Source organism: Winogradskya humida (assembly GCF_016862215.1).
Taxonomy (GTDB): domain Bacteria; phylum Actinomycetota; class Actinomycetes; order Mycobacteriales; family Micromonosporaceae; genus Actinoplanes; species Actinoplanes humidus.
In genome coordinates this window covers 168834-175142 of sequence record NZ_BOMN01000012.1, presented here as the reverse complement: position 1 = coordinate 175142, position 6309 = coordinate 168834, and the positions used below count along the sequence as shown (strand labels likewise).

At 72.1% G+C, this 6309-nt stretch carries 6 protein-coding genes; all 6 read right to left on the bottom strand.

Going from position 1 to position 6309, the window contains the following annotated elements; translation table 11 throughout:
• Positions 1 to 535: 535 nt before the first annotated feature.
• From Ahu01nite_RS04700 to Ahu01nite_RS04675, 6 genes are read right to left on the bottom strand one after another with little or no spacing between them, the layout of a single operon-like run.
• Positions 536 to 1342 carry a tyrosine-protein phosphatase gene (locus tag Ahu01nite_RS04700; RefSeq protein ID WP_203835130.1) on the bottom strand — a complete coding sequence of 269 codons (807 nt, stop codon included), beginning with the start codon at positions 1340 to 1342 and terminating at the stop codon, positions 536 to 538.
• A 20-nt stretch (positions 1343 to 1362) separates the two neighbouring features.
• Positions 1363 to 2409, bottom strand: a complete 1047-nt coding sequence (locus tag Ahu01nite_RS04695) for a methyltransferase (RefSeq protein ID WP_203835129.1) — start codon at positions 2407 to 2409, stop codon at positions 1363 to 1365.
• A complete protein-coding gene (locus Ahu01nite_RS04690; protein ID WP_203835128.1) occupies positions 2406 to 2882 on the bottom strand; it encodes an anthrone oxygenase family protein in 477 nt (158 codons plus the stop codon). The genes Ahu01nite_RS04695 and Ahu01nite_RS04690 overlap by 4 nt, the downstream gene beginning before the upstream one ends.
• A 2-nt stretch (positions 2883 to 2884) precedes the next feature.
• Positions 2885 to 3883 carry an NAD-dependent epimerase/dehydratase family protein gene (locus tag Ahu01nite_RS04685; RefSeq protein WP_203835127.1) on the bottom strand — a complete coding sequence of 333 codons (999 nt, stop codon included), beginning with the start codon at positions 3881 to 3883 and terminating at the stop codon, positions 2885 to 2887.
• On the bottom strand, positions 3880 to 4863 hold the full coding sequence (locus Ahu01nite_RS04680) for a Gfo/Idh/MocA family protein (protein WP_203835126.1): 984 nt from the start codon (positions 4861 to 4863) through the stop codon (positions 3880 to 3882). The genes Ahu01nite_RS04685 and Ahu01nite_RS04680 overlap by 4 nt, the downstream gene beginning before the upstream one ends.
• Entirely contained in the window at positions 4860 to 6215 is a 1356-nt protein-coding gene (locus tag Ahu01nite_RS04675; RefSeq protein ID WP_203835125.1) for an NDP-hexose 2,3-dehydratase family protein, read from the bottom strand. The genes Ahu01nite_RS04680 and Ahu01nite_RS04675 overlap by 4 nt, the downstream gene beginning before the upstream one ends.
• Between the last annotated feature and the right edge of the window lie 94 nt (positions 6216 to 6309).

The following is a 6309-nucleotide window of genomic DNA, read 5'->3' as shown; positions in this document are numbered from 1 at the left end:
TCTAGCCTCGCGGCATGGACGGCGACAACTCGGTCGCGGCCAGTGGGCGGTGGTGGCGGGCTCCGCGACCATTCGGCCATGACACCGACCAGTCGGGCGACGTCATTGGCAGCTAGGTGGTCAGGATGACCCGTGACAACGTCCGCGGCCGGCCCGGATGTAACTCGCCGGCTCGGGGACACTCACGGCCGCAACGCCGCGAGGCTAGATATTGCGCAGGGCGCCGGGATGCCGCAATTTTATACGGTTCTGTTCGTCAAGTCCGGGCACTCGAGTCTGACCGCAGAACACACGTTTTCGGGCCGGACGTGATTGGCCCACATTTGACAGCTGACGCCGCAGGACGTTGCGGCATCACGGGTTTGGGCGCAATTTCGTGCCTCGTTCCCACCCGGGTAAGGCCTCCGGCGAGGGTCTACGCCGACCCTCGTAGCCGGTCGGATCGACTCGGACAGAGCCGGACCCGACGTGGAAACACGAGCCGCACGACGAAGGCTGCCGTCCCTCGGATCGGGGGCGGCAGCCTTCGTGGTTGTCAGGACAGCAGGCTGGACTTGAGCGCGGTGATGTCGCCGGCGTCGAGGCCCAGGCCGATCTGGACGAAGGTGGCCCAGTCGCCGTAGATCTCGTCGACCTTCGCGAAGGCTGCGTCGAGGTATTCGGTGAAGAGGTATTGGCCGCCGAGCGTCTGGTTGCTCAGCAGGAATTCAGAGTTCACCTGCGCGCGCGGGACGCCCAGGACGGTCATGAGGACCGCGGCCGTCCAGCCGCTGCGGGCGGAGCCTGAGTCGCAGCCGAAGAGCAGGGGCTGGCCGCCGGGGATGGCCAGCATGCGCAGGATCGAGCCGACCGAGATCACGGCCGATGAGAACGACACGTAGGACTGGAACTCCGCGATCACCGAGGCCGTGACCTGGCCGGCGACGGGCGGGCCGTACGGGTTGTCCTCCGTGTCGTTGCCGACCGGGGCGAGCCAGGGCTTGACCGTGCCCACCTTGCCCTTGCCGAACAGGTATCGTTCGGCGTCGTTGCGTAGGTCGAACGCCCATTTCACGCCCAGCGCGGCGAGCTGGCGAGTGCCGGTGGTGGTCAGCCCGGCCAGGGTGCCCGAGCGGAAGACCTTGCCGCTGCGTACGCACTTGCCGTCCGCGGTGACATAGCCGCCCAGGTCGCGGCTGTTGCTGGCGCCGTCCAGCGTGATCGCCGTACCGGGGGTGCGCTTGGAGCCCCCGGCCAACGGAGCGGCCGAGGCGGGGGAGACGCACAGAGCGGGCACAGCCGCCAGGCCGATACCGGCGGCGCCGGTGGCGAGCAGGCGGCGGCGGTTCAGGGTGAGGGTCATGGGGGTCCGATCTATGTGGATCATCGGGGTTTGTGACCGATGACGAGGGTGTCGGTGGAGCCGAGGGCGTGGACCTCGGTGGTGGTGCAGCCGGCCGCGGTCAGCCAGGCCTGGCAGTGCGACGCGGGGTATTCGGAGCCGCCCTCGGTGACCAGGAGCATGTTCAGGCTGACCAGGGTCCGGGGGAGGTCGGTGGGGGTTTCGGGGAGCATCGCGTCGTAGATCAGCAGGGCGCCGCCGGGGGCGACCGCGGCCCAGGCCCGGGTGACCAGGGCGGCGCGCTCCTCGGGGGACCAGTTGTGCAGGACGTGGCCGAGCATCACGACGTTCGCGGTGGGCAGGTCCTCGTGGAAGAAGTCACCGGCGTGGAACGTGGCCCGTTCGGCGACGCCGAGCGCCGTGGTGTGCTCCTGGAAGGGCTCCGCCATCGGCGGCAGGTCGAAGACCGCACCCCGAAGCTCCGGGTACGCGCCGAGCAGGCGTCCCACCAGGTTGCCGCGGCAGCCGCCCACGTCGAGCACGGAGGCATACGCGGACCAGGGGAATGCCCGGATCAGGTGCGGCGCGACCAGGCCGCTGGCCGAGTCCATCATGGTGAGGTACGCGCTGCGCTGCGCCGGATCCGCGAGCATCCGCAGGAACGCGTCCGGTCCGGCGCCCGCGGTCTGGGGCTGTCCCGTCCGTAGTGCGGCACCGAGCTGACCCCACGCGGGATACAGCATCCGGGACGCGCGGCGCAGGAAACCGCCGATGTAGCGGGGAGTGCCGGGCACCAGCGTCTCGGTGGCCACGTCCGTCAGCGTGTAGACGTCGCCGGTCAGCTCGATCAGCCCGAGCAGCACCAGGCCGTCGAGGAAATCGCCCGTGCCGCGCCCGTCGAGCCCGAGCCGCTCGGTGATCTGCTCCTGTGTGGAGGGACTATGGCTGCCGAGGTCGGCGAAGAGGCCGAGCTCGTCGGCGGTGAGCAGCAGCTGCGCGTGGCAGAACGCGTTGGCCAGGCGCTTGACGTCGGTGGGGGTGCGCAGCGCGGCCGCGGCGACCGGGGCGGGTGCGGGGGCAATCGTCATGACAGGCTTCCTTCGAGCGCGGGGTGGATGAGGGACAGGGCCGCGAGGGCGTGAGCCGTCAGCGCGGCGAGGGCGAACGAGGTCCGAAGCAGGTGCCAGCGCCGCCACGCGGACCGGGGGTCGGCCCAGCCGTCCGGCAGTGGTCCGGCGGGGAGTGACCGCACCCGCCGGTTGATGGGTACGTTGCCGAGCTGGGAGGTGGCGGCGACGCCGGCCTGCAGCACCACGGCGGCGAGCAGCAGGACCCGGGCCGGGCCGCCGACGGCCGGGGCGACGATGAGGTCGCCCGCGCTGGTCGCGATGACGATGAACGGCATGACCCGGTCGAAGCCGGCGCCGACGACCCGGTGGATCCGCACGTACTCGCCGGCCGGGACCGCCGCGAACGCCGGGACCACACCCACGGCGACGCCGAACAGCGTCCCCGCCAGCAGGCCTGATCCGATCAGTGCGGCCGCGAACAGGAAAGACATGATCACCTCCGGTAGGTCGAGATCGACTGTGCGGCACCGGCATCCACGCGGGATCGATCGCCGATCGAGTGGAGGTCGTCGATTTTTGAGGACTGCCACAGGTCGGTGACCGCGCGGTCGATCGGGCGGCGTGCCCGCCAGCCCAGCAGCCGGATGGCGGTTGCCGGGTCCACGGCCAGCCAGTCGGCGACGGCGCCCGGGGAGGAGGGCGCGTCGGTGCGTTCCTCGACCCGGGCCGGGACGCCGCTGGCCGCGATCAGCCCGTCGACCAGCTCACGCACGCCGATCGCGGAACCGCTGCCGATGTTGATGAGCTGCCCGGGCTCGCCGTGGACCGCGGCGGCGACCACGGCGTCGCCCAGGTCGCGGACGTCGAGGTAGTCACGCTGGGCATGCAGTGGGGCCAGGACGATCCGCGCTGTGGTGCCGTCGCGCCGGGCGGTGCCCAGCGCGTGGGCGACCTTGCCGAGCAGGCTGGCGGCGTCGACGCCGGGGCCGACCGAGTTCGTCACGCGCAGCACCAGCGCGGGAACGCCGGCCGCCTTCTGAACGGCGCGGGTCGCGTGCAGCTTGGCCGCACCGTACGGGGTTGCCGCGTCCACCGGTGAGCGTTCGTGGAGCAGCACCCGGCCGGAGACCGGGGCGTACTCCATGACGCTGCCGAGGTGGATCAGCCGGGGTTGTGAGCCGAGCAGGGGCCACGCCGCGAGGAGCCGCTCGGTGGTGCCGGCCAGCGCGTCGTGCAACGCGGTGCCGCTCAGCCCCCAGTAGGCGCCGGCGGCGTTGACGACGACGTCAGGTTCGGTGCCTCGCAGCGCCGTCGCCACGGTTGCCGGTGGTGCGGAAAGGTCGAGGTGGGCGTACGCGAAGCCTGATCTGTGGGGGTGTCGGGCCGCGACCGTGACGTGCCAGCCGGCAGCAGCGAACGCGGTGGCGATGTGGCGTCCGGCGAAGCCGGTGCCGCCGAGGACCGTGACCCGGCGATGAGGGGACGATGTCACCGAGAGCTCCCTGAGGTGATGGTCGAGAAGGACCGGATGTCGTCGACCGCGGCGGCCTGCAGCAGCGGGCCGGGGCCCGGCTCGGAGCCGGCGCGGACCCGCGCCACAAAGGTGCTCAGGCAGCGGGCGAACTGGTCGTCGGGCGGCAGATCGAGGGCGTGGCCGGGGGTGTCGTCGTTCTGCAGCCAGACCTGCGGCGCCAGGCCGGGCGGCGTGGTGAAGGCGCGTTGCACACGGATCGAGCCGCGGGTGCCCGTCAGCTCGTAGTGGCAGGAGTAGTCGCCGTCCATGCCGAAGACCAGCCGCGCCTCGGTGCCGTCCGGGCCGCACAGCCGGGCCGTGCCACCGAGGTCGACGGCGCGAACCGGGTCGTGGCGCAGTGTCGCGGCGTCCACCCGTAGCCCGGGGCCGAGATGCAGCAACGCCGCCCGTATCGGATAGACGCCCTGGTCCAGCAGCGATCCACCGCCGAGCGCCGCCTGATAGCGGATGTCGCCGGCCGGGCGCGGCGGCACGCAGAACGACGCCTGCACGCTGCGCAGCTCGCCGATGCGGCCCGCGATCACGAGCCGGGCCACCGCCGTGTGCTGGGAGTGGAACGGGAAGGTCATGTTCTCCGCGAGGACCAGGCCCCTGGCGGTGGCCAGCCGCAGCAGCCGCTCGGCGGTCGCCCGGTCGGTGGCCAGCGGCTTCTCCGCCAGCACGTGTTTCCCGGCCGCGAGGCAGCGCTCGATCCACGGCCCGTGCAGCCCGGCCGGCAACGGCAGATACACCGCGTCGACGTCCGGGTCGTCGAGCAGTGCGGCGTACGAGCCGTACGCGCGGGCGCCGTACTGACCGGCGAGCCACGCGGCCCGGTCCGGCGCACGGCTGGCCACCGCGACGAGGACGGCGTCATCAGGGATCGTGCGCAGCGCGGGCAGCGTGCGGCGTACGGCGATGTCGGCCGCCCCGAGCACCCCGATCCGCAGCGGGATCATCGGACGGCACCCAGCCCGGCCAGCAGACTGCGCGCCTGCACGTTGACGTAGTACGGATGCTGCAGGAGCGCTCGCAGCTGCCCGGGTGTGACCCACCGGAAGCCGGGCGGCTCGTCGAGCGGGAAGCCGGTGCCCACCTCGATCACCTGGTAGCGGTTGGTCGCGTGGTGGAACCGGCCGCCCTCCTCGGACTGCACGCTGTCGTAACGCAGCGCCGTCCCGCTCGCGGCCAGCACCTCGTCGAGGAAACGCGGCCGGAGCCGGTCCGGGGCTCCCGCGAAGTTGGCCGGCAGCGCCTGGAACGTCGGCGCGAGCTCGGCCACGTCGCGTACGCCGGCCTCCATCTTGGCCTGCACGAGCAGGTGCGGCACCCCGCCGATCGGCCGGGTCAGGAACGCCGCGATGCCCTGCCCGACCGGCGCGATCAGCGGCTGCGTCCAGTGCCCCACCTCGCGGTTGCCGGCCGCCGCCTCGATCGCGACGACCTCGAAGAACCGGCCCTCGTCGTGCCGGATGGCGTCGCCGCTCCGGTGCCAGCCGGTGATCCCGCGCAGCGGGACGAGCCGCTGCTGCAGGTCGGCGCGGGCCTTGACGTCGGTGAGCCAGCGCAGCAGCTCGCCGCCGGAGTGCCGGGCCGTGCCCTCGTCCCCGGCGGGCTCGGGCACGCAGGACAGCACCGAGCGGGCGTCCATGTTGATCACGTTGTCGGCCCGGAGCAGACGGCGGACCTGCGCGAGGGTCAGCCAGCAGAAGTCGGGGTGCTCGGGGACGTCCTCGGTGACCTCGACGATCATGTTGCGGTTGCGTTTGTGCAGGAACCAGGAGCCCTGCTCGGACTGCAGCACGTCGACGAGCACCCGGCTGCGGCCCGGCTGGGTGAAGTAGTCGAGGTGGGTGATCGGCCGGCCGCGATGCACGCCCACGTAGTTGCTGCGGGTGGCCTGCACGGTGGGGGACAGCTGGACCAGGCCCACGTTGCCCGGTTCCATCTTCGCCTGCATCAGCAGGTGCAGCACCCCGTCGAACTCCTTGACCGCCAGGCCCAGGATGCCGATCTCGCTCTGCTGGATGATCGGCTGCATCCAGGAGTGCGGGGTGCCGGTGCGTACGCTCAGGCCCTCGACGGTGAAGAACCGGCCGGTCTCGTGGACGAGGTTGCCGGTGCCGGGATCCTCGTGCCAGCCGCGCAGCCCGGCGAGCGGGATCCGCTCGACGGCGAAGCGGGACGCGTGGCGCCGCCCGGCGAACCATCCGTCGAACTCGTCGTCGCTCAGCAGAGCTCCGGGCGCTCTCGCCGACGCGGCGAACCGGTCGGCGAGAGCGGGACGGGTGAGCACCGTCGGTCGTGCCATGAAAGCCTCCTCCGGCTCGGCGCGGGTCGCCGTGCCAGGGTCGGGTGCCGCCGTCGAGGGCTGGTGGAGCGCCGGGGCTCGACCGGCTCTCCAA

What these genes read in the sequence shown, in the direction of transcription:
- Ahu01nite_RS04675 (WP_203835125.1), bottom strand. Translation starts at nt 6,215, where the DNA reads ATGGCACGACCGACGGTGCTCACCCGTCCCGCTCTCGCCGACCGGTTC.
- Ahu01nite_RS04690 (WP_203835128.1), bottom strand. Translation starts at nt 2,882, where the DNA reads ATGTCTTTCCTGTTCGCGGCCGCACTGATCGGATCAGGCCTGCTGGCG.
- Ahu01nite_RS04700 (WP_203835130.1), bottom strand. Translation starts at nt 1,342, where the DNA reads ATGACCCTCACCCTGAACCGCCGCCGCCTGCTCGCCACCGGCGCCGCC.
- Ahu01nite_RS04695 (WP_203835129.1), bottom strand. Translation starts at nt 2,409, where the DNA reads ATGACGATTGCCCCCGCACCCGCCCCGGTCGCCGCGGCCGCGCTGCGC.
- Ahu01nite_RS04680 (WP_203835126.1), bottom strand. Translation starts at nt 4,863, where the DNA reads ATGATCCCGCTGCGGATCGGGGTGCTCGGGGCGGCCGACATCGCCGTA.